Source organism: Exiguobacterium sp. s56 (genome assembly GCF_018618255.1).
Taxonomy (GTDB): Bacteria; Bacillota; Bacilli; order Exiguobacteriales; family Exiguobacteriaceae; genus Exiguobacterium; species Exiguobacterium chiriqhucha.
On record NZ_JACSLR010000004.1, the window covers coordinates 127,025 to 147,314 of the forward strand.

The following is a 20,290-nucleotide window of genomic DNA, read 5'->3' on the forward strand; positions in this document are numbered from 1 at the left end:
AGGCTGGGATATAACTCAATCGATATGTAAGAAAGAGGCCAGCTGGCGCGACGTGTTCGCATCAGCTGGCCTTTTCTCATGGCAATTCTCTAAATTTAGTATTCTTTGTTCAGCGTGGTAAATTCATCTTCTTTCAAAGGTGAATCGCCTTTTGAATTATGTCCATAATAGGTGACGACGTACTCTTTCTCTTGATTGGTTTTGACGAAAAATTCATACTCGACTCTCTTTTCGTCCTCGAAATTCAAGCGATATAAGTACCCAAATTGATTCATGCTGAACTCGACATCATAGGCGTTCTTATCGATTGAAAAATGCTCAGTTAACGTTTCATTCAAAAAATTTTCTCGCTGATCTACCTCATGAAGAAGGAAAAAGACACCTCCTAACATGAGTAAAGCAAAAGCGAATTGAAACTTGGGTAAAGGTTTCCTAGATGTCATCTACATCGGCCTTCCTTAATGAGAGTGATTAACTGCTACCGTACGAGACACAGATATATATGACAAGGACCGCTCAATGAAGCGGGCTTTGTCATGTCTTCTTCGGCGAATCACTAAAAGCGAAATATATCCCGACGCCAATCGCGAGCCCAATCAAGTAGTTGTCGAGGGCGATGGCTAACGAGATACCGATTGCGAGGGCGAGCGGGAAGGCATAGCTGCCGGTCGTCTGTTTATTGGACATAGAGAACTCCTCCTTTGTCCAATTTGTACGGATGTCGCCTCAAAAAGTTTCAAGCTTTCTTCTTCGTCCCTTGGAACGCGAAGAACATCGCGATGCCGATCCCGAGTCCGAGCCACCAGTTATCGAACAACAAGCCGAAGATGAGGACAAAGGCGACGGCGACCGGGAGTGCTAAAAATCCACGTTGACGTTTCACAAAAATCATCCTTTCTGCTTCTCTCTGTTCGACTGTTCCCGGTTTCGAATCATTTCATTCTAAAAGCAAGCGTTTTCATAAAAACGGCTCAACGCCAACGTTTGTCTAAAAGATGAACAGTTATATTTTCATGTGAAATCGTGAGCAAAATCATCTATTCAACAGCCGAGGACCCTGCTATATTAATCATGTGATATATTTCACATGAAGAAATCGTAAATCACTTATATATAGGAGGACCACCCGATGGTTACATTTTTCATTGCTTTAGGATTATTATTGCTCGGTTATATCATCTACGGCCGTTACGTCGAGAAGACGTTCGGTATCAAAGAAGAGCGGACGACGCCCGCCTATGCGTCACAGGACGGCGTCGACTACGTGCCGATGGGGACGAAGCGAAACTCGATGATTCAGCTGTTGAACATCGCCGGTGTCGGTCCGATCTTCGGTCCGATCATGGGTGCCTTGTATGGCCCGGTCGCGTTCCTTTGGATCGTGCTCGGTTCGATTTTCGCCGGCGCGGTGCATGACTATTTGACCGGGATGATCTCGCTTCGCAACAACGGGGCGCACTTGCCGCAGCTCGCCGAGAAGTTCCTCGGCCGGTCGCTCCGCCACGTCGTCAACGGCTTCGCGTTGCTGTTGTTGCTCTTAGTCGGGACCGTGTTCGTCACGTCACCGGCCAATATGATCAACAACTTGTTCGACGGCAACGGCTCGACGCTCGCCATCGTCACGTTCGGCATCTTTGCCTACTACATCTTGGCGACACTGCTCCCGGTCGATAAAATCATCGGCCGCATCTATCCGTTCTTCAGGGCGCTTCTCTTGTTGAGCGCCGTCGGCATCGCCGTCAGTCTATTCACGCAAGGCTATCAAATCCCGGAGATGACGTTGACGAACATGCATCCGGACGGCTTGCCGCTCTGGCCGCTCATCTTCTTCACAATCTCGTGCGGGGCACTGTCAGGCTTCCATGCCACTCAGTCGCCGATTATCTCGCGGACGACGATGAAAGAGAGCAACGGTCGCAGCATCTTTTACGGCATGATGATCGTCGAAGCGGTCATCGCCATGATCTGGGCGGCTGCCGCCATGGCCATCTTCGAGCCGGGTGAACTGCTCGCCATGATCAATGCCGGCACGCCGGCGCTCGTCGTCCAAGAAGTGGCGACGCTCATGCTCGGTAGCATCGGCGGCACGCTCGCCATCCTCGGCGTCATCGTCTTGCCGATCACGTCGGGCGACACGGCGTTCCGGAGTGCCCGCATGATCATCGCCGACTACTTGAACATCGTCCAGAAGAAGTTCACGTCACGGTTGTGGATCGCGCTCCCGCTCTTCGTCCTGTCATTCATCTTGACGAAAGTCGACTTCCGTCTGTTGTGGCAATACTTCAACTGGGCCAACCAGACGACGGCGGTCATCGCTTTGTTCGTCGGTGCGACGTACTTGTATATCAAAGGACGGAACTACTGGGTCGCCTTGTTGCCCGGGACGTTCATGTTGTATGTCGTCTGGTTCTACATTTTGACGGCTCCGATCGGCTTCAAGATGGACGGGGTGCTCCCGTATATTTTGGCCACAATCGGCACGGTCACACTGTTCGGCTTGTTCTTCCGCCACGCGAAAGCGATGCGCGAACAAGGGCTCGAGTGCGACATATCAAGCGATCAAGCAGCATGACAAAAGGGTTTGGCCTCGGCCAAACCCTTTTTAGTCGGTTGTCTCTTGTTCCGTGAGTAGCGTCGTACTCGTTGTGCTGTGGGAATACAGATAGATGGAGAACGTTGTCCCTTCTCCGTACACCGAGTCGGCGTGAATGCCCCAACCGTGTGCCTCGGCGATCCGTTTGCAGATGCGGAGGCCGAGCCCAGTCCCTTTGATCGGACGGTGGGCGTCCGAGTCGACTCGGTAGTATTCGTCGAACACGTACGGGATGGCGTCGCTCGGGATGCCGATCCCCGTGTCCCGTACCGACAGGACGTACGTGTCGCCCTCGGTCGTCATCTCGACATAGACCGTGCCGCCGTCCGGAGAGTACTTAATAGCGTTGCCAATCAAGTTGTGAAGCAACTGCAACAGTTTTTCCTCGTCGGCCTCGATCGTCACGTCGTCGGCTGACAAGATGACGTCGTGCTGGGGAGAAGTCGCCTTGTAGTGGGCGACGACGTCCTCTAGCACCGGTCGCAAGGCGAACGTCGACATCGATAACAGTTCTTCGGAATAGTTCACCCGCTGATAGTCGAGGAAGTTGTCCACGAGGCGCTCGAGCCGCTCGGCTTCCCGTTTGACGAGCGTCAACATCCCGTGCGTCTTGTCGTTGTCGCTATGCTGGTACATGAGCAGTTCGGCGTAGCCGTTGATGGCTGTGAGCGGGGAGCGGAACTCGTGGGACAGCTCGGCGAGGAAGGCATCCTTCTGTTCCTCGAATCGGATCGAGTCGGTGATGTCGCGCCACATGATGAAGACGCCACGCGGGGTGTGCGTGAAGTTCGAAATGACTTGCATCGTCCGCTCGCCGATGCGGAGCGACTTCGCATCCATGCTCGGGCAACAGCCGAACCGGTTCGTCAACAGCTCATCCCAAAACAGCGTCACGTCGGTCATATCGGCCCCGTTCCGCTCGAGCGTCTCATAAAAGAAACGGGTCATATCGTCCATGCTTGGAAAGCGACGGGTCTCCATCGACGGACAGATGGCACGGAGCTGTTCATTCGAATACAGATGGTTCCGTGTGAAGTCGATATAGCAGACGGCATCCTGCACCTCTTCGACGAGCGAGGCGATCGGGAAGGCGTGAGGGGGGCGGGCGCGCTTCGTCACGACGGATCGACTGCTCGCGGACCGTCCATGATTTCGCCGTGCCGGATAAAATGACTTTCGATTCATGAGAGAACCTCCTTTCCATCAAAGGTTATATTATGAAAGTAAGTAAGTGCGTAGCATTCCCATTCATTATACGATATTCCGGCTTAATTCCCTATACCACCCATAGGCCTAGCTAAAAACCGGTCATGATCGGGACACTTGGACGATTCGTTCTCGATTCTAGGAAAAAACGCCTCCCTCGAGGATGCGAGGAAGGCGTCAGGCTTAGAAGAACGTGTATGGGTTGACGCTATTGGCAGCCGTCGAGCTGCTATAGACGTATTTGTTTTTATGGACCTCGAAGTGGAGATGGTTCCCGAACGAGTTGCCGGTGTTGCCGACCGTACCGATTTTCCCACCCTTGGCGACCTTCTGTCCTTTGACGACGTTCAAGCGGTCCAAGTGGGCGTAGACGGTCGTATAGGCTTGACCGTTGATCGTGTGTGAAACCATGACGTGGTTGCCGTAGGCGCCGTAGTTCCGGGCGACGATGACTTGGCCGTATGCTGCCGATTGGACCGTCGTGCCTTTGGCGGCCGCCAAATCGATGCCGTTATGGAACGTGTAGCCATATTTTCCGCTCGCCGGGCCGTACCCTTGCGTCAACGTACCTTTTGTCGGCATGAGGAGCTTGCCCGCTGTCGCCGTTTGGAGTGATGTGCTGCTATATTTTTTTACATATGTACTCGAGACGTATTTTGTACTGCCGTTATAATTGATTTTCGTCCATGAACCGGTCGCGCCGAGATAGGTGAACGTTTGGCCGAGTTTGGCACTGCCGACTTTTTGGTAAGACGTCGATGGGCCGCTCCGCACGTTCAGGACATTCGTCGTGACTTTGACTTTATACGATGTAGCTGCCTCTACCGGTGTCGAAGCGGGAAGTGTCAAGCCGGAAACAAGAAGGGCGCCTAATGTAATCGTCATCAGTTGTTTTTTCATAGTATGGTAAATCCTTTCAATTATGTAACAATGCGACAGAACAATGATAATTACCTTACAAAAAAATTTTACCATCAAAAAATAGATTCTAATATGTCATTTATATTTCAAAAAAGTATAATCGTTATGAAAACGACAGTGTAGTGGGAAAAGTCGAGTTATACCAACGTAATTGAGACATACAACGTTTTGTTGGTAAAAGAATATATGCCTAATATTCAAAAAACTCCGATTTTTCATAGTTTAGCTTTTGAAAAACAGGGTAATTTTAATTAGTTTGGCCTAAATAAAAAAGACCGATGAGAATCAATTATTTTTGTCAGTTGTTTCCTTAAATGCTTCCTCCTATACATAAGAAAACCGAGGCAGGAGCCTCGGCTTAGTTTGCCTGTCCTTACGGAGAAGGCGTGACCACGTTCAGATGAATATTTCGATTATGGTGCCGACAGTTCTTCCTCGGTGACCCATTTATGATTGGTCACTTCTTCACCTGATTCTAACGTGAAGTCGACCATATAGACGGTCGTCTTTTCAGCCGAATCGACGGTTGCCGTCGTGCCGCCCATTCCTTCCATATGTTCAGCCTCGACATCGATCTCATCGCCGACCTCATATGGTTCGGTCGTGGCGTTTTTGACTTCTTCATGGATAATCCATTTATGGTCTTCGATACGTTCACCCCCATGCGTCGGATCATACGAGATGCTGTATACGACCGTGTCGTAAGCACCGACAATCGTCGCTTCGGCTCCTTCCATACCTGGCATATGGGCTTCTGTGATGATGGCCGTGTCACCGACCGCGAACGTCGGGTTCTCCGCTGACTTCAAGCCTTCGGGGACGTCACCAGACCCGGACATATCCATTCCTGAATGGTCGTTTCCGTCCATCGTCTCTTCCATCTGGTCATTCATGTTCGTGTCATTGTTCGTCGTTTCATCTTCGCCGCAAGCAACGAGCAAACCGCTCAGTGAGAGTGCCATCGTCATCATTCCAAGTTTTTTGTTTATCTTCATTCCTATTCCCTCCAATTAACGTGTGATTAGTTTACTTTCAACTGTCCCATCATCCCGTTTTCTTCATGTTCCAGGATGTGGCAGTGATACATGAACGTCCCTGTCTCCCGAAACGTCATTTCAATTTTTACTTTTTCGCCCGGTGCGACAGCGACCGTATCTTTCCAACCGCGTTCGTTGTCAGGCGGGGGTTGGCCGTCCCGTTCAAGTATCCGGAATTGGACGCCGTGGACGTGGAACGGGTGGGTCATCCCGCCCATCATGTCTTCTCGATTATAAATTTCCCATATCTCGGTCGAACCTTGTTGGACATTGATGTCGATTCGATCGGGATCGAATTGTTTGCCGTCAATCGACACCATGTTGCCCATCCCGAACAACGTGAGGCGTCGGTCGGCAACGCTTGATTCGTTAGACGCAGACGTTCCGTCAAAGGCATCGCTCCATTCGCCGTCTTGATCGACCTCGTCACGCACCGTGAACGTCGTGAACGGAATCCCATCCGCTTGAAGAGCGAGATCGTCTCCGAGCGACAAGTCTGAGAAGTCGATTAATATCTCGGCACGTTCGCTAGGTGTGAGCGTCAACGTTTTGAGTGGTACGGGTTTGTCGAGGAACCCGCCGTCGGTCGCGATTTGAGTGAATGACGATCCGTTCGATAATGAGAAGTCGATGTTCCGAGCGTTAGAGCCGTTAACGAGACGGACGCGTAACGTGTTCGTGGTCACGTCGAACGTCGTATTGATGGCACCGTTCGCAATCAACGTATCGCCGACCGTCCCATCGACGTTCATCTGGCGATCGTAATCGAGTTGTCCGTCGTCTGTGAAGAGACGGTCTTGGACGATGAGCGGAATGTCATCGACACCGTACTCGTTTGGCAACCCGTTCTCCGCTTGGTCCGTTACGTACAAGAGTCCGGCCAGACCAAGGTATACTTGTTCGGCCGTTGCGCCCATCGGATGCGGATGGAACCAAAGCGTGCCCGGTTCTTGGTCAATCTCGAGACGAACTTGTTTTTGCTCACCGGGGCCAATCAGTTGGTGCGGTCCGCCGTCTTCTTCTCCAGGGATGACGAGACCGTGCCAATGGAAAGAGGTCGGTTCGGCGAGCTGATTGATCGTGTCGATATACACGGTCTTCCCAGCCGGCAACTCAATCATTGGGCCGAGTAAAGTCCCGTTATAGCCAAGCGTCTCGGTGTTGACGCCTTCGTCGAAGAAGCGATGCTCGCCACGTTCAGTGCGGACCGTATAATAAAGCGCCTCGTCTGTGACGCGGTCAGGTTGTAGCCGTTTCGGAATCGGAAGCGGTTGAGCTGGTTCGTCGGAGGTGATGAGGTCGATCGTGTTCCCACGTCCCATCCCACCATTGCCGTGCATCATGCCGCCATTGTCCCGATCTCCCATGAATGATCCGTTTCCCATCATCCAGCCTCCAGGAGCGAACGTGAACAACAGGAGGAGCAGTCCAATCACGATACTTACGATAACCATCCCGATAATCCATTTCATGACGCGGCTCATAAGGCATCATCCTTTCTAGGTAAAGCGAGAGCTTATTTAGTTATACCAACAACTTATGAAATTTTTGTTAAACGGAAAATTTAGTTTTTATATACTATATAGGGGTATATGGTATACATAGAAGGTGGTCAACGTGGAACATTCACACCACGCGTCATCTCATCATGAACACGGAGAAGCGCATGACTCGCACACCGGCGGACATGAAGGGATGATTGAAGAGTATAAACGTCGATTTTTCGTCTCGTTAGGACTGACGATTCCAATCCTCATCTTGTCGGACATGATTCAAGAGTGGGCCGGTTTCGAACTTACGTTTCCTTATGAAAAGCAGACGCTATTCGTGTTGGCGACGATCGTGTACGTCTATGGAGGGTGGCCGTTTTTGAAAGGGAGCATCGACGAATTGCGTCAACGAAACCCGGGGATGATGATGCTGATTGGACTGGCCATCAGCGTCGCGTACTTCTATAGTGTCGCCATCGTGTTCGGGTATGGGCATGGACATGACTTCTTTTGGGAGTTGGCGACGTTGATCGTGATCATGTTGCTCGGGCATTGGATTGAGATGCGCTCCATCATGGGTGCCTCGAACGCGTTGCAACAGCTCGTTCGTCTATTACCGAGTGTGGCGCACCGCATCAACGGGAGTGATATCGAAGACGTTCCCGTCTCGGCGCTAGCAGCCGGAGATTTGATTCTCGTCAAACCGGGCGAGCAGATCCCTGTCGACGGGGAATTGCTGAAAGGGCGGACGACGGTCGATGAGTCGATGCTGACGGGTGAATCGATGCCTGTCGAGAAAGAAACGGGAGATGTCGTCATCGCCGGGTCAATCAACCAGGAGGGCAGTATGACGATCGCAACGACGAGCACGGGGGAGAGCACATACTTGTCGAAAGTCATCGACTTGGTCAAAGAAGCGCAGGAATCCAAATCGAAAACGCAAAATTTGGCCAATCGGGCCGCCAAGCTGTTGTTCTATATCGCCGTCGGGGCGGGTGTGCTGACGTTCGTCATTTGGCTCGCTCTCGGTTACCCGGTCAGTATGGCCATCGAGCGAATGGTCACCGTCATGGTCATCTCATGTCCGCATGCGCTCGGCCTTGCCTCTCCGCTCGTCGTGGCGGTCTCGACGGCTCTTTCGGCGAAACGCGGGCTGTTGATTCGGAACCGGACCCAGTTCGAAGAGGCGCGTCATCTCGATGCGGTCATTTTCGATAAGACGGGCACATTGACACAAGGTGACTTCGGGGTGACAGACATTGAGGCCATATCTTCGTATACGAACGACGACGTGTTGCGTCTAGCCGCCGCGGTCGAGACGGCATCGCAACATCCGCTCGCACGTGGCATTCTTCGTGAAGCGGAAGCACGCAAATTGACGTTGCCAGAAGTCGTCGATTTCGCCTCGATCACGGGTGTCGGACTGGAAGGTCGCGTGGACGGAGCACACGTCCAAGTGGTCAGTCCCCGCTATATTCGGGAGCACGAGCTCTCAATCGACGAAGCGGCGTTCAATCGGTTATCCGCAGCCGGCAAAACCGTCGTCTTCACGATTCGCGACGGGGACTTGGTCGGTATGATTGCTTTGGCGGACATGGTCCGCGATGAAGCGAAAGAGACGGTCCGTGCCTTGAAAGATCGGGGCGTCCGCTCGATTATGCTGACTGGGGACAACCGGAAAGTGGCCGATTGGGTCGCGTCGCAACTTCATATCAAGGAAGTTTACGCCGAAGTGCTACCAGACGATAAATCCCGGCAAGTGCAAACCGTCCAAGCCGACGGCAGCAAAGTGGCGATGGTTGGGGACGGCATCAATGATGCGCCGGCTTTGGCCCAAGCGGACGTCGGCATCGCCATCGGAAGCGGGACCGACGTCGCCGTCGAAACGGCCGATATCGTCCTCGTCCGGAGCAACCCGAAAGACGTGCTGTCGATTCTCGACTTGTCTCGCAACACGTACAACAAGATGATTCAGAATCTATGGTGGGCCGCCGGTTACAACATCGTTGCCATCCCGCTCGCGGCAGGTGTGTTGGCACCGATTGGCATCATCTTGTCTCCGGCCGTCGGTGCCGTGCTCATGAGCCTCAGTACGGTCATCGTCGCGCTCAATGCCCGGACGCTCAAACTTTAACAATTCTTTCATCTTTAGTCTCTATAATGAGTAGGATGCTAAAAATGGAGGGAACTAGAATGAAACGAAAGCTATTCGTACCGATGTTCGTGACGACCGTATTACTTGCCTCGTGCGGTGCGGATCCGACAGAGAATCAGACCACTGCACCGGTTGTTGAGAAAGAGAAATCGACAACCGAACAGACGACAGACCACTGGACAGCGACAAAAACAGGCACCGCGGTCTCCCATATTCACGGTGCCGGCTTTTGGCCAGACGGGCGTCCGGTCATTGCGACGCATACGGGACTGATGGAATTCAGAGAAGACGGCTGGTACGAATTGTCGTCGAACCGTCACGACTATATGGGCTTCGAGCTCGTCAAAGACGGATTCTATGCGAGTGGTCACCCGGCACAGGATTCGCCGTATAAAAATCCCCTCGGTGTCGTCCGTGGGACCGATAAAGGGGAGACGCTCGAGATTCGCTCGTTAGAAGGTGAGGCCGATTTTCACTATATGAGTGCGGGTTTCGAATCCGAGAGCCTCTACGTGTATTTGGAAACGGCGACCAGTGAACTCGAACCAGGTTTTTATCGGTCGCTCGACGGGGGTACGTCGTTTGAGCCGATGGAGATGGATGGCATCGAAGGTCGAGGCATCGCCGGCATCACGGCCGATGCAAGTGAACCGAAACGCGTCTTCGTCTATGGTCCGGACGGCATCCTCGTCTCAGACGACGGGGGAGACACGTTCGAGCCGTTCCTGGAACAGAAGAATATCGTCACGATGGCATCGACGAAAGAGAAATTGGCGTCAATCACGAAAGACGGTGCCTCGTTCGATCTTGTGGTCTCGGATTTGACCGACGAGACGGAGACGACCGTTGAGCTGCCCTCGCTGAACGCGGACAGCGTCCCGATCGAACTGGTCAGCCAAAACGGGCGATTGTTGCTAGCGACATCGGATAACAGTGTGTATGTCTTTGAAGACGAGGAATGGACGCAACTGTTGCAAGCAGGGAAAGTGAAATGAAAAAAATCCGGCGCCTGAGCTCAGGTGCCGGATTTTTTTAGTGGAGCGGAAGCGTGATGGTGAACATCGTCCCAGATGAATCAGAGGCGACGGTCAACGTACCATCATGCAACCGGATGATTTGATGGGCGATGGCAAGCCCGAGTCCACTGCCACCCGTACGACGGGAACGTGATTTTTCGACCCGGTACAGGCGATCGAAGATGTGAGGCAGATCTTCTTGAGGGATACCTTTCCCATCGTCTTGAATCGTGAAGTGAAGTGCTTCATCCGTAAGTTGCATATCGAATCGGACGTGGCGTGCCTCGCTATGTTGAATCGCGTTGTGGGCGATGGAGCGGAACACTTGTAAGATGCGATGTCGATCTAACTGTAAGACGACGTCCTTGGAGGAGCAATCGGTGCTACTAGCAAACGCGATCGGTGTCACTCGGAACATCGTGGTGAGCACGCGTTGCAAATCGTCGCAGAGCGCATCGACGGCCACGGGTTCGCGATGCAACGTGAACGTGTTCTCGTCCAACTGGGCGAGCTGGAACGCGTTCTCGACGAGCTCGGTCAACGCTTGGCTCTCTTCGAGAATCGTCTGAATCGACTGTTCTTTTAACGACTCTGGCGTCTGCGGTTTGGATGCGATTTCGGCATATCCTTGCAGATACGTGAGCGGCGTTTTAATCTCGTGGGCGAGGTCCGACAAGAACTGATTTCGTTCTTTCCGGAGACGATCCAGTTCAAGCGACATCGCTTCAATTGAACGGGCCAACTCTCCGATCTCATCTTCTCGGGACGTCGGCAGGGTCAACGTTTCGGGATTCGTCAAGACATCCTCGGTCGCTCGGCGCAACAGCTGAATCGGGTTTGAAATCAACCGGCTCAGCAAGACGAACGTCATGATGGTGATGACGAGGGCGATGCCGGTGATATAAAGAAACCGGAGTTGGAGCCGATGGCTGATGCCATGAATAATCTCGGTCGGTAGAAACATATACACATACCCGTAACGGGTGTCATTTTCCATCGCATCAATCGGGGTCCGTACTGCGAGATACGGTTCGTTCTCCCAATCGTCTTCGAGGATGGTCGTCACATCGGCATCCCCTCGCTCTGCTTCAGTTTGGACGAGCACCGAGAGCGGGTCGGGGAAGCGGTTGGATGTCTGTAGAATCGAGTGGTCGGGAGCGGTGATGGCGACTTTCGTATCGGTCTCGCTCTCCATCGTCGCGACGTGGCCAATCGTCTCCTCGTCAAAACTCATCGCCAGCACGCTCGCATGGCTTTCCGCTCTCGATTCGAGCCGGTCGATCTCTTCGACGACACGTTCACCGAGGAGCGTATGGTAGAGCAATAAGAACAAGACACCTTCAATCAATAACGTCGTCAATAAAAAAATCAGACTGATTCGGAACGGGAGGCTGTTGCGTCGGAATGTCATGAGTCCGACCGCTCCTCGGTCCAGCGATAGCCGCGGCCCCACACCGTCTTCAAATAATCGTCAATCGGGAAGCCGGCCTCGCCGAGTTTGTCGCGAATCATGCGGATATGGGCATCGACCGTGCGCGGGTCCGACTCGGACGAGTAGGGCCACACCAAGTCGTATAAATCCATCCGATTATATAGCCGGTTCGGATGTTGCAAGAACAGTTTCAAAATGGCCGTTGCTTTCGGCGTCATGACGACTTCTTGTTCTTGATAGAGAATCCGTCCGCTCGCTTCTTCATAGCGCAGCTGTCCGTAGTTCACATTGGTGACACGGCTCCGTCGCAACACCGCACGAATCCGGGCCAGGAGCACATTTCCTTCGAACGGCTTCGTGACATAATCGTCGGCACCTGCGTCCAACCCGCGGATCGTTGTCTCACTGTCCGAGCGGGCCGTCAACAAGACGACGGGCAGTTCGGCATCGAGCGCCTTGATTTGGCGGCACAACGTGATTCCATCGACGCCGGGCATCATGATGTCGAGCATCACCAAGTCCGGACGTTCGGAAATCCGTTCCATCGCTTCTCGTCCGTCAGCGGCCTCGATACAGGTGTAGCCGTCGCCTTCTAAGAATAGGCGGAGCAATCGTCTCATTTTCATTTCGTCATCGACAATCAAAATTTTCATATATGGTCCTCCTATGATTCTGAGCCGTCTCGTCTACGTAACGGTTTCGAGAGAAGGGGAACGTTCTCCTTGTCCCTCAGGGCAGTTCGGGCGATTGAAGAAAGCGTCGGACGAGTGCGGGTTCGTCGAACGGTACGGCCTCGTCTCCGATGCGCTCGACGCGGTCATGCCCTTTCCCGAATAAGACACCACAGTCGTAGCCGTCCATCCGTTCGCAGAAGAACCGGATGGCTGCTTCGCGTTCGTCGAAACGTGCAAGCTCGGCAGATTGTCCCGTCGCCAAATCGTCAAGGATTTGTTGCGGATCTTCGTGACGTGGGTCATGGACCGTCAAAATCATATCCGCGCCTGAAGCAACGACGACCTCTGTCATGATGTTTCGCTTCATTCGGTCACGTTCGCCGGCAGCACTGAGCAGCACGAGTACACGAGGATAGCGGGCCGTCAATGCCGTCACGACTTGTTTGATGGCGTCCGGCGTATGTCCATAGTCGATATAGACCGATTGTTCGATTCCGGTCACTCGTTCGAGGCGTCCGCTCGGCAACGTCAACTTCTTAACATGAGGAAGGACCTCTGCCAACGGAACCCCGGTTTGCAGGACGATGCTGATGGCGCACAACGTGTTATCGAGGTTATAGTCCTCATAGAATGGGAGGGGAGATTGGACCGCTTCGTCACCCAATTCGAGCATGAACTGCTCGTCTTTTCGATGCCCGACCAAGTCCGCGGCAGTCGACTGACGGCTGAACAAAAACGAGTTGGCGGCGGACGGTGCCATCGACAACATGAGCGTGTGATGCGGATCATCTTCATTGACGATCCCACATCCAGACTCCGTCAACTGTGCAAACAACTGGGCTTTCGTGTAGGCGTACGTCTCCATCGTCCCATGATAGTCCAAGTGATCGTGGGACAGGTTGAGGAATGAAGTCGTCTCGAATTCCAAGCCGGCAATCCGTGCCTCCGCGATGGCTTGGGATGAGACTTCCATCATACAATCGGTGACACCGGCCTCGACCATGGCATGAAGGTGGCGATTGATGGTCAACGGGTCAGGCGTCGTGTTCGGTGTCTGAAACGTCTTCCCGGCGTACGTGATGCCGAGTGTGCCGATGAGTCCGGCTGACATGCCGACGTGATCAAACAATTGATGGGCGAGCGCCGTCGTCGTCGTTTTTCCGTTCGTCCCGGTGACGCCATGCAGACGAAGTCGCGTCGAGGGATGGTCATAAAACGCACTGGCGAGTTCGGCGAGGGCATGTTTCGTATCTTTACAATAGATGACAGGTACCCGGGCCTCAATCGGACGTTCGGCGACGATGGCGACCGCCCCGTTATGAATCGCCTCGTTCACGTAGTCATGGCCATCATGGCGATAGCCTGAGATACAAACAAATAAAAAATTTTGTTTAATTTCTTTTGAGGAGAAGGAAATGCCCTCAATCATCGTTTCGGCAGGGTTGTCTAAATACGTCCATGTCACGAGCTGTTTCAGCTCTGTCAACAGATCTTGCAAGGTTTTCAACACTTCGAATTTCTCCTTTGTCGGCAAAGTCCATTTTGACAGTATAGCCCTTGTTTGTGAAAAAGAAGTGAAATGAGAGGAGGTCTCGTGTCGTGCATGAGGTCTCGATGTTTTAACAAAAATGGATTAGGCAATCGATTATGTAGACAGACCATCAGCAAAGGAGGAGTAGACGATGAAACCTTACGCAAAATTCGGAGTGATGATTCTCGTGTCGACATTCCTCATGTATTGGCTCATGTATTTGAACGTGTTCCAACTCGACCACGTCTTCTTCAGTCAGACACGTCTCTATATGGCGCTCATCATGGGCTCGGTCATGGCGTTCGTCATGTTGCTGTTCATGTGGGGGATGTATAAAAACAAGAAATTGAACGCCGTCATCTTAGGCGTGAGCGCGCTCGTGTTCGGACTCTCCCTATGGCTCGTCCGGAGCCAGACGACGGTCGATGACGTCAGTTGGATGAAGGCGATGATTCCGCACCACTCGATCGCCATCTTGACGAGCGAGCGGGCCGAGATTGAGGATCCGCGCGTGAAACAGTTGTCGGAAGAGATCATTAAAGCACAAGAACGGGAAATCGCCGAGATGAAGCGGTTGATTGAAGAGTTAGAAAAAGAAGAAGAGGAAGCAGCAAAAGAAGCTAAATCGACAACAACAGCGACCGAGTGATGCGGTCGCTGTTGTTATGTGTCGGGATGAAGTTGGGCCTCAATCAGTTCGACGGCGATTGTCAGCGCTTGAATACGCCGTTTCGCGAGTGACAGTTGTGACTTGTAGCGCTCAGGGGATTCTTTCGCCTCGAGCGTCGTCACCGTCTCGTTCAGTTTATGAAGAATCGAATCGATTTGACGTTTCGCTTCCGTCAGTTCTGTGGCTGAATAATCCATGTGACCTCCTAAATGATTTTTCCCCAGTATACATAAGAAAACCGAGGCGTGTGCCCCGGTTTAACGTGTTTGCGGTATATATTTTCTAGTACGGCGGTTTGTCAAGCGCGGTGCGACGAGGAAGAAGATTCCTAACATCACGCCGACTCCAAGTCCCCAAAGACTGTTGAACAAAAGCATCAACACGATCCCGAAGACGAGTCCAATACTCACATCACCCATACGGTCAAACATTTATAACCACCTTTTCTGTGTTTGCTAGACTAAAGGTTTACCCACAATTGAGAAGTGAACCACCTGGGAGGCTAGCACGTCTCCCTTTGGTTATACGTTTTTGTCCTGTCCAGGTTTCGTTTTATAGAAACTGTAGACGACACTAATCAAGATGACAAGTACGATTGTGCCGAGCGACATCCAGATCGGCATTTTGTAAACATCACCGAAAATCATCTTCGTCCCGATGAAGACGAGCATGAAGCTGAGTCCGTGCTTCAAGTAGTAGAAGCGGTCAATCAAGTTGGCGAGGACGAAGTAGAGACTACGAAGTCCAAGAATCGCCATGATGTTCGCATAGAAGATGACGTACGGGTCACGCGAGTAGGCGAAACTGGCTGCGACCGAGTCGACGGCGAAGACGATATCCGAGATCTCGATAAAGATGAGCGCGATGAAGAGCGGCGTGAAGAAGAGTTTGCCGTTGATTCGCTTCGTGAACTTACCAGACGAGATGTCTTGCGTGATCGGTAAGCGTCGCTCGAGCCAGCGAATGGTTTTGTTCTCTTCGAGCGACTCGTCCTTGCCGATATTTTTGAACATCATCCAACCTGTGTAGACGAGGAAAGCGCCGAACACGTAGTAAATCCAACCGAAGTTTTCTAACAACGACACCCCGGCGACGATAAAGACGGCCCGGAAGAAAATCGCCCCGAGAATACCCCAGAACAACACCTTGTGCTGATACTTGAGCGGAATCGCGAAGTAGGCGAATACGAGCGAGAAGACGAACACGTTATCGATGGCGAGTGCCTTCTCGATGAAGTAGACGCTCGCATATTCCGTCGCGACCGTGCTGCCTTGCGAGTAGAACAACCAACCGCCGAACGCGATGGCGATTCCGATCCAGACGAACGTCCATGTCCATGCCTCGCGGAGCGAGACGTCGTGTGCCTTGCGGTGGAACACCCCGAGGTCAAGTGCGAGCATGAAGATGACGAGTGCCAAAAAGGCGATGAGTAATGTCAACAATAATTCCTCCTTTTTAAGTTCGTGTGAACTCTATATGTTTAATTTAAGGTCATAAGAATTTAAAGTCAAGAGGGTAAACTGCGATTCCACAAAAAAACACTCCGAATCGATTTCGGAGTGTGCAAACTTAACGCTGTTCAGAGTGACGTGACCAGATGACCCGGACGATGAAAGCGCCTAGTCCGAGAAGGATGACGGCGAGGACGCCATACATGACATGCGAATACGTCTCGATATGGCCGAGCCACACTTGCCAATTCTCCCCGACGTACACGCCGACAAAGATGAGCACCGTGTTCCAAATGAGCGTCCCGAGTGTCGTCAGCATCAAAAATTTGACGAACGGCATGTTCGACATGCCGGCCGGAATCGAGATGAGGCTACGGACGACGGGGACGAATCGACCGAAAAAGACGAGTTTCGGTCCAAAGCGGTCGAACCAGCGATCGGCCATGCGGACGTCATCCACTTTCAAAAAGAGACGTTTGCCGTAACGCGCGACCCATGACTCGAGACGCTCCTTGTCGAAAAATAATCCGACGCTATACAAAACGATGGCTCCGATGACCGCACCGACCGTCGCGGCGAGAATCATCCAGACGGGTGTAAGCGTGGTCGTTGTCGTGAAGAAGCCGCCGAATATTAAAATGAGCTCGGACGGGATAGGTGGGAAGACGTTCTCGATAAAGATGAGGAAGAGCACGCCCCAATAGCCGAACTGCTCAATCATTTGTTGAATCCATTGTTCCATAAATCATTTCTCCTTGCGTATCATGACATCTCTGTCTACTTTACCCGACGGCAAGGAGTTCGCCTATACGACTTGAGGTTGAATTTTGACTCAAATCGCACCGACGACCGCGTGCGGCACGTACGGTTCTTCGAGCGAGGCCATCTCGTCTGGCGTCAACGTGACGGCCAACGCACCGACCGCCTCGTCCAAATGACGCGCTTTCGTGGCCCCGACAATCGGCGACGTGACAGTATTTTGTTGCAAGAGCCAGGCGAGAGCGACCTGTGTCCGCGTGATGCCCCGTGTCTCGGCAATTGCGGCGACCCGTTCGATGATGAGCCGGTCGGCGTCCATCGTCGCGTCATACTTCGAACGTTGAATCACATCCGTCTCGGAGCGGTGGGTCACGGTCGACACGTCGCGGGTCAATCGGCCCGAGGCGAGCGGACTGTATGGCGTCACACCAATTCGTTCTTCCCGGCAGAGCGGTAGCATCTCGCGCTCTTCTTCGCGGTAAATCAAATTCAAATGGTTTTGCATCGACACGAACCGGGTCCAGTTGTTCCGCTCCGCCACGTGGAGCGCTTTCTGGAACTGCCAGGCGTACATCGCCGAAGCCCCGATATAGCGGGCCTTCCCGGATTTGACGACGTCATGGAGCGCCTCCATCGTCTCTTCAATCGGGGTGTCATAGTCCCAGCGATGGATGATATATAGGTCGACATAGTCGGTACCGAGCCGTTTCAGACTGTGATCGATTTCCGAAAGAATCGCCTTCCGCGACAAACCGCCGCCGTTCGGACCGTCATGCATCCGACCGTGAACTTTCGTCGCGAGCACGATCTCGTCGCGGTTCGCATAATCCCGAAGCGCACGTCCGACATATTCCTCGCTCGTGCCTTTCGAGTAGATGTTCGCCGTGTCGAAGAAGTTGATGCCGAGGTCGAGCGCTTGTTTGATGATTGGGCGGGTGGCCGCCTCGTCGAGCACCCAATCGTGAATCCAACGGCTCGCGTCGCCGAAGCCCATGCAGCCGAGACAGAGCTGCGAGACGTCGAGTCCCGTATTGCCAAGTTTTACATATTCCATGAAAATACCTCCTTCAAAGTTGGTACGTGGAGAGGAACCGTTCGAACTCATCCACGGTGCTGTCGTCGTTGACGGTCAATCGTAATTCGGTATGGGTGTCGATCGGAAGCGCTAGCGCCTCGACAAGTGCCTCTGGCGTCGGTTCGAGTCGGAATGAATCGAGCCGAATCACCACGTTATGGGCAAGTGCGAAATGCGCACAACGGGTGAGCAATGTCGCGAAGCCACGTTCGACCGTCACGTGATACGTCTTTTCCATGTCGATTCCCCTCCTTTGCCACCAGTATGACGCGAGATGTGGGGCGGGCGTTAGCGCGTTCATGTCGTGTTTTTGCCTAATCCTCTCAACAGGTTGGACAGGGCTCGTCCAAGAAAACAATCTGCCGTATACTGAAGGGGAGAAAACCGAGGGAGGGTGAACGACATCGAGACACGACTGCAACTGATTGACATCATCACACGACACATACCGGGGGACGGGGTGCATCCGACGATCGTCCCGGCGATGACGTTCATTCATGAATCAATGGTGACCGAACCGATCACACGCGTCAATGAACCGTCATTTTGCCTAATCCTGCAGGGGGGGAAAGAGATGTTGTTCGGTGACGAACGGCTCGTCTACGAGGGCGGACATTACCTCGTTGCCTCGGTCGACTTGCCTGTGACGGGACAAGTGACGAAAGCGAGCGCAGACGTCCCATACGTGGCGTTGAAACTCGAGTTGACGATTGACGACTTGATCGATGCCGTCGGGCACGTCGAGCTGACCGAGCCGCGTGAACCGAAGCGGGGCATGTATATCGCCGATGCCGACGAGGCGTTGTTCGATGTCTCGCTCCGTCTCGCTCGTCTCGTCGACACACCGGATCATGTGGCACTCGCGCCGCTCTATAAGCGCGAACTCCTGTATTGGGTGGCGCAAGGGTCGAACGGGGAGATGCTGCGGCAGTTAGCGTTCGAGGGGAGTCAGGCGTTCCGGATCAAACGCGTCATCGACCACATCATCGCGAACTTCAACGAGACGATTCGAAGTGAGGAATTGGCCCGCGTCGCCAACATGAGCGTCTCGACGCTCCACCGTCATTTCAAGGAAGTGACGGCGATGAGCCCGCTCCAATTCCAAAAACAGTTACGGCTCCAAGAGGCGAGACGGCTGTTGCTCATGCAGGCGACGGACGTGGGCGAGGCGGCGTTCCAAGTCGGCTACGAGAGTCAATCGCAGTTCAGCCGCGAGTATGCCCGGTTGTTCGGGCTGTCGCCACGGGCCGACGTGCGGCAACAACGACAGCTTTGACAAAGGAAATTCGCGAGCGGTATGCTTGAGGGGAAAACGACATACATCAGGATTGTTACTGGATTGCCAGGCAAAACCTAAACTGGGCGCACATGTTGCGTCTGGTTTAGGTTTTTCTTGTATTCAGGACAAAAAGGAGGACATTATGCGACACATCATCTTTCTAGACGTCGACGGCACGCTCGTCGATGACCACGGCAATATCCCGGAATCGGCCAAAGAGGCCGTCCGCCAGGCGCGACAGAACGGCCATCTCGTCTTCTTGTCGACCGGGCGCTCGAAGGCCGAGCTGTTCTCGGACATTCTCGACGTCGGCTTTGACGGCATCATCGGGGCCGCCGGGGGCTACATCGAACTCGAGGAAGAAGTGTTGTACCACCAACAAGTCTCCGTCGATGATTTGAGCCACCTCATCTCCTTCTTTACGGAACACGGCATCGATTTCTATCTTGAGTCGAACGACGGCCTGTTCGCCGGCGGCAACGCTAAGGCACGGGTGGCGACGATGATTGACGAGTTGATGGCGAACAATCCGGAGGCGAGTGCGACAATCGAGCGCGGCTTGAAGCCGTTCCATGACGCGATGATGGAAGGGGTCGACCTCGTCCGTCCCGACGTGAACAAAATCTCGTTCCTCGGCTCATCCGTCCCGCTCGACGTCATCCAACAAGAGTTCGCATCTCGTTTCACCGTCATCCCGAGCACGGTCGCCGTATTCGGGGCCAACAGTGGGGAGCTGTCCATCCCGGGCGTCAACAAAGCGACGGCGATCGCGACGCTGCTCGAACATCTAGGGCTCGAGCGAGCGCAGACGTTCGCCTACGGGGACGGGTTGAACGACATCGAGATGCTCGAATACGTCAAGGTCGGTGTCGCCATGGGCAATGCCAAACCCGAGGTCAAGCGTGTCGCCGACGATGTGACGGACGCGTGTGACCAAGACGGGCTTGCGAATAGCTTCAAAAAGTATCGACTCATCTGAAAAAAAAGCCAAGCAACCTCTC

General features: G+C 53.2%; 22 protein-coding genes. 6 read left to right on the top strand and 16 right to left on the bottom strand.

The window, feature by feature from the left end; translation table 11 throughout:
- Nucleotides 1–95: 95 nt before the first annotated feature.
- The 3 genes from KNP71_RS06020 to KNP71_RS06030 form a co-directional block, all read right to left on the bottom strand.
- The gene (locus KNP71_RS06020) at nt 96–338 is read right to left on the bottom strand and encodes a hypothetical protein (protein WP_125317992.1); all 243 of its coding nucleotides are present in this window, start codon (nt 336–338) and stop codon (nt 96–98) included.
- 196 nt (nt 339–534) lie between these two features.
- Entirely contained in the window at nt 535–687 is a 153-nt protein-coding gene (locus KNP71_RS06025; protein WP_198662218.1) for a hypothetical protein, read from the bottom strand.
- Nucleotides 688–736: 49 nt separating this feature from the next.
- Nucleotides 737–883: a hypothetical protein gene (locus KNP71_RS06030; protein ID WP_167491745.1), complete on the bottom strand. Its 147-nt coding sequence runs from the start codon at nt 881–883 to the stop codon at nt 737–739.
- A gap of 246 nt (nt 884–1,129) precedes the next feature.
- On the opposite strand from KNP71_RS06030, the gene KNP71_RS06035 reads away from it, so the two are divergent.
- Entirely contained in the window at nt 1,130–2,572 is a 1,443-nt protein-coding gene (locus KNP71_RS06035) for a carbon starvation CstA family protein (RefSeq protein WP_214830287.1), read from the top strand.
- A gap of 30 nt (nt 2,573–2,602) precedes the next feature.
- Here the strand turns inward: KNP71_RS06035 and KNP71_RS06040 are convergent, their stop codons facing one another.
- The 4 genes from KNP71_RS06040 to KNP71_RS06055 form a co-directional block, all read right to left on the bottom strand.
- On the bottom strand, nt 2,603–3,778 hold the full coding sequence (locus tag KNP71_RS06040) for a sensor histidine kinase (protein ID WP_214830288.1): 1,176 nt from the start codon (nt 3,776–3,778) through the stop codon (nt 2,603–2,605).
- A 204-nt stretch (nt 3,779–3,982) separates the two neighbouring features.
- Nucleotides 3,983–4,699 carry a peptidoglycan DD-metalloendopeptidase family protein gene (locus tag KNP71_RS06045; protein WP_029594720.1) on the bottom strand — a complete coding sequence of 239 codons (717 nt, stop codon included), beginning with the start codon at nt 4,697–4,699 and terminating at the stop codon, nt 3,983–3,985.
- Nucleotides 4,700–5,133: 434 nt separating this feature from the next.
- The gene (locus tag KNP71_RS06050) at nt 5,134–5,715 is read right to left on the bottom strand and encodes a YdhK family protein (protein ID WP_029594721.1); all 582 of its coding nucleotides are present in this window, start codon (nt 5,713–5,715) and stop codon (nt 5,134–5,136) included.
- 26 nt (nt 5,716–5,741) lie between these two features.
- Nucleotides 5,742–7,241, bottom strand: a complete 1,500-nt coding sequence (locus tag KNP71_RS06055; RefSeq protein ID WP_214830289.1) for a multicopper oxidase family protein — start codon at nt 7,239–7,241, stop codon at nt 5,742–5,744.
- A gap of 283 nt (nt 7,242–7,524) precedes the next feature.
- On the opposite strand from KNP71_RS06055, the gene KNP71_RS06060 reads away from it, so the two are divergent.
- Nucleotides 7,525–9,381 carry a heavy metal translocating P-type ATPase gene (locus KNP71_RS06060; RefSeq protein ID WP_483299384.1) on the top strand — a complete coding sequence of 619 codons (1,857 nt, stop codon included), beginning with the start codon at nt 7,525–7,527 and terminating at the stop codon, nt 9,379–9,381.
- Between the two features lie 59 nt (nt 9,382–9,440).
- The gene (locus tag KNP71_RS06065; protein WP_214830290.1) at nt 9,441–10,397 is read left to right on the top strand and encodes a F510_1955 family glycosylhydrolase; all 957 of its coding nucleotides are present in this window, start codon (nt 9,441–9,443) and stop codon (nt 10,395–10,397) included.
- Between the two features lie 37 nt (nt 10,398–10,434).
- Here the strand turns inward: KNP71_RS06065 and KNP71_RS06070 are convergent, their stop codons facing one another.
- The 3 genes from KNP71_RS06070 to KNP71_RS06080 all read right to left on the bottom strand — a co-directional run bounded on the left by KNP71_RS06070 (nt 10,435) and on the right by KNP71_RS06080 (nt 14,034).
- Complete coding sequence (locus tag KNP71_RS06070; RefSeq protein WP_029594725.1) at nt 10,435–11,829, bottom strand: sensor histidine kinase; 1,395 nt, start codon at nt 11,827–11,829, stop codon at nt 10,435–10,437.
- Entirely contained in the window at nt 11,826–12,503 is a 678-nt protein-coding gene (locus KNP71_RS06075; RefSeq protein WP_029594726.1) for a response regulator transcription factor, read from the bottom strand. Before KNP71_RS06075 ends, KNP71_RS06070 begins: the two co-directional genes overlap by 4 nt.
- 76 nt (nt 12,504–12,579) lie before the next feature.
- Complete coding sequence (locus tag KNP71_RS06080; RefSeq protein ID WP_051627675.1) at nt 12,580–14,034, bottom strand: UDP-N-acetylmuramoyl-L-alanyl-D-glutamate--2,6-diaminopimelate ligase; 1,455 nt, start codon at nt 14,032–14,034, stop codon at nt 12,580–12,582.
- A gap of 172 nt (nt 14,035–14,206) precedes the next feature.
- Here KNP71_RS06080 and KNP71_RS06085 point away from each other — a divergent pair, with 172 nt between their 5' ends.
- Nucleotides 14,207–14,704 carry a DUF305 domain-containing protein gene (locus KNP71_RS06085; RefSeq protein ID WP_029594728.1) on the top strand — a complete coding sequence of 166 codons (498 nt, stop codon included), beginning with the start codon at nt 14,207–14,209 and terminating at the stop codon, nt 14,702–14,704.
- A gap of 14 nt (nt 14,705–14,718) precedes the next feature.
- Here the strand turns inward: KNP71_RS06085 and KNP71_RS06090 are convergent, their stop codons facing one another.
- From KNP71_RS06090 to KNP71_RS06115, 6 genes are all read right to left on the bottom strand, one after another.
- Complete coding sequence (locus KNP71_RS06090) at nt 14,719–14,922, bottom strand: hypothetical protein (protein ID WP_029594729.1); 204 nt, start codon at nt 14,920–14,922, stop codon at nt 14,719–14,721.
- Between the two features lie 60 nt (nt 14,923–14,982).
- Entirely contained in the window at nt 14,983–15,156 is a 174-nt protein-coding gene (locus KNP71_RS06095) for a hypothetical protein (protein WP_214714414.1), read from the bottom strand.
- Nucleotides 15,157–15,246: 90 nt separating this feature from the next.
- Nucleotides 15,247–16,164 carry a TerC family protein gene (locus KNP71_RS06100; RefSeq protein WP_029594730.1) on the bottom strand — a complete coding sequence of 306 codons (918 nt, stop codon included), beginning with the start codon at nt 16,162–16,164 and terminating at the stop codon, nt 15,247–15,249.
- A gap of 130 nt (nt 16,165–16,294) precedes the next feature.
- Nucleotides 16,295–16,918, bottom strand: a complete 624-nt coding sequence (locus KNP71_RS06105; protein ID WP_029594731.1) for a DedA family protein — start codon at nt 16,916–16,918, stop codon at nt 16,295–16,297.
- A 90-nt stretch (nt 16,919–17,008) separates the two neighbouring features.
- Entirely contained in the window at nt 17,009–17,989 is a 981-nt protein-coding gene (locus KNP71_RS06110) for an aldo/keto reductase (protein ID WP_214714412.1), read from the bottom strand.
- Nucleotides 17,990–18,002: 13 nt separating this feature from the next.
- A complete protein-coding gene (locus tag KNP71_RS06115) occupies nt 18,003–18,248 on the bottom strand; it encodes a hypothetical protein (protein WP_214714411.1) in 246 nt (81 codons plus the stop codon).
- A gap of 156 nt (nt 18,249–18,404) precedes the next feature.
- Between KNP71_RS06115 and KNP71_RS06120 the strand changes: the two genes are divergently transcribed.
- Both KNP71_RS06120 and KNP71_RS06125 read left to right on the top strand, forming a co-directional pair.
- Entirely contained in the window at nt 18,405–19,286 is an 882-nt protein-coding gene (locus KNP71_RS06120) for an AraC family transcriptional regulator (protein ID WP_353048043.1), read from the top strand.
- Nucleotides 19,287–19,431: 145 nt separating this feature from the next.
- Nucleotides 19,432–20,268 (top strand): Cof-type HAD-IIB family hydrolase, encoded by an 837-nt coding sequence (locus tag KNP71_RS06125; RefSeq protein WP_214714409.1) that lies wholly within the window; start codon nt 19,432–19,434, stop codon nt 20,266–20,268.
- Nucleotides 20,269–20,290 lie beyond the last annotated feature (22 nt).